At 71.9% G+C, this 1,805-nt stretch carries 3 protein-coding genes; 1 reads left to right on the forward strand and 2 read right to left on the reverse strand.

All coding sequences use genetic code 11. The annotated features are described in order from the left end of the window. The first annotated feature begins 131 nt into the window (after positions 1–131). Positions 132–983 (forward strand): class I SAM-dependent methyltransferase, encoded by an 852-nt coding sequence (locus tag ACIKT0_RS17765; RefSeq protein WP_407106663.1) that lies wholly within the window; start codon positions 132–134, stop codon positions 981–983. Here ACIKT0_RS17765 and ACIKT0_RS17770 read toward each other — a convergent pair. Then, the gene (locus ACIKT0_RS17770) at positions 980–1,516 is read right to left on the reverse strand and encodes a cytochrome b (protein WP_407106664.1); all 537 of its coding nucleotides are present in this window, start codon (positions 1,514–1,516) and stop codon (positions 980–982) included. The two genes, ACIKT0_RS17765 and ACIKT0_RS17770, sit on opposite strands and share 4 nt — an antisense overlap. Further along, positions 1,473–1,805 (reverse strand): dihydrofolate reductase family protein (locus ACIKT0_RS17775; protein ID WP_407106665.1); only part of this gene is annotated, 333 nt, incomplete at its 5' end. The genes ACIKT0_RS17775 and ACIKT0_RS17770, both read right to left, overlap by 44 nt.

Genomic DNA, 1,805 nt, shown 5'->3' on the forward strand with positions numbered 1-1,805 from the left:
GGCGATGGCGGCGCGCGGCGCGCGGCCTCCGACGCCGCTTGGTCCTACGGCCAGAGCCTGCCGCGATGGGCGGACGCCGCCACTGTTTTCGAACGCCTGATGGTCGCCGCCCCGCGCGAGGGCGAGGCCGCGTGAGCGGCTTCGATCCCGCCTGGCTCGATCTGCGGGAAGCCGTCGACCACAGATCCCTCGCCTCCGGCCCTCTGGAGCGGCTCGCCGCCAGGTTCGGCGACGCGCCCGTCTCTGTCGTCGATCTCGGCGCGGGCTCCGGATCGGCGTTGCGCAAGCTGGCGCCGTCGCTCGCCCCGGTTCAGAGCTGGACCCTGATCGACTCCAGCGCCGCCCTTCTCGACCATGCCCGCAGCCGGCTCCGGGACTGGGCTGACGCCTCGGAAGCCGAGGGGGACGCGCTGACGCTCTGCAAGGGCGCCGCGACCATCAAGGTGCGCTTCAGTCTGGCGGACCTCGCTCAGGCCCCCTTGCCGCCAGCCGCGGCCGCCGCCGACCTGATCGTGGCGTCGGCCTTCTTTGACCTCGCGGGAGACGCCTGGCTGACCGCCTTCGCTGAGCGCCTCGCGGACGCCCGGCGCACGCTTTACGCGCCGCTGATCTATGACGGCGCCAAGCGGTTCGAGCGGCCGCACGACCTCGATGAGGCGGTGCTCGCGGCCTTCAACGCGCATCAGCGAAGCGACAAGGGACTGGGGCCCGCGCTCGGGCCGGACGCGGGGGCGCGCCTTTGCGAACTGGCCCGCCGGAGCGGCTATGCGGCGTTGGAAGGCCGGAGCCCCTGGCGGCTCGGCCCCGCCGATCGGGGCCTCACGACGGCGCTGGCTCGGGGGATGGCCTCCGCGGCCGGCGAGACGGCGCAGGCGCCGGACGGACTGGCGGCCTGGCTCGCCTTCCGGGAGGCTTCCGCCGCCTCAGGCGGAGAGGTCGGGCATGTCGACCTGCTGCTGGAGCCGGCCGTGACCGCGCGCTAGGTCATCCGGGCCAGCACGCCGTCGCGTCGGACGAAGCGGTGAAACAGCACCGCGCTGATATGCACGAGGATCAACGCCGTCACGGTGATCCCGAGCGCGGCGTGCCAGCCCAGCAGCGTCTTCGCGAACTCCTTGTCCTCGCTGACCAGGTTCGGAAGCGTGAACAGCCCGTAGACGCTCACCGGCGCGCCGAAAGCGTTTGAGCCGGCCCAGCCGAGCCACGGCATTGTCAGCAGGATGGCGTAGAACGCGTAGTGGTTGGCCGACGCCAGGGCCTGCTGCCAGCGCGGCATGTCCGGCTCCGGAGGGGGCGGCGGGCAGGCCAGCCGCCAGCCAAGGCGCACGATCATGAGCACCAGGACGACGAAGCCCGTCGACTTGTGCATCAGATAGGCGAAGTCCTGAACGGGCCCCTGCGGCAGCAGATCGAGCGAGAAGCCGACCGGGATTAGCCCCAGCACCAGTGCTGCGATCACCCAGTGCAGGACCTTAGCCGTCCGCGAATAGTCGTCCCGGGCTGGCGTCACGCTCATCGCGTCCTCCGTCGCTTCGGGCGCCCGCGGAGGCGCGCATGTCACAGTCGAACAACACGTCTCCGTCCGCGAGCGGGTGAACGATCGTGACCGGTCGCGCAGCGCGGTCAAGGTCGCAGATCGGAGGAAGGCTCAGGCCCGGCTGGCCGGAGCCGACGATCAGCGGCGCGACCACGACATGCAGGCGGTCCAGCGCGCCGCCCGACATGAAGGCCGAGACGGTCGCCGCCCCGCCTTCGATCAGCAGACGGCGCAATCCGCGCCGCGCGAGCGCCGCGACAATGTCGGC

Source organism: Hansschlegelia beijingensis, from assembly GCF_045505405.1.
GTDB classification, from domain to species: domain Bacteria; phylum Pseudomonadota; class Alphaproteobacteria; order Rhizobiales; family Methylopilaceae; genus Methylopila; species Methylopila beijingensis_A.

Coding starts and splice junctions, on each gene's coding strand:
- ACIKT0_RS17770 (WP_407106664.1), bottom strand. CDS start 1,516: ATGAGCGTGACGCCAGCCCGGGACGACTATTCGCGGACGGCTAAGGTC.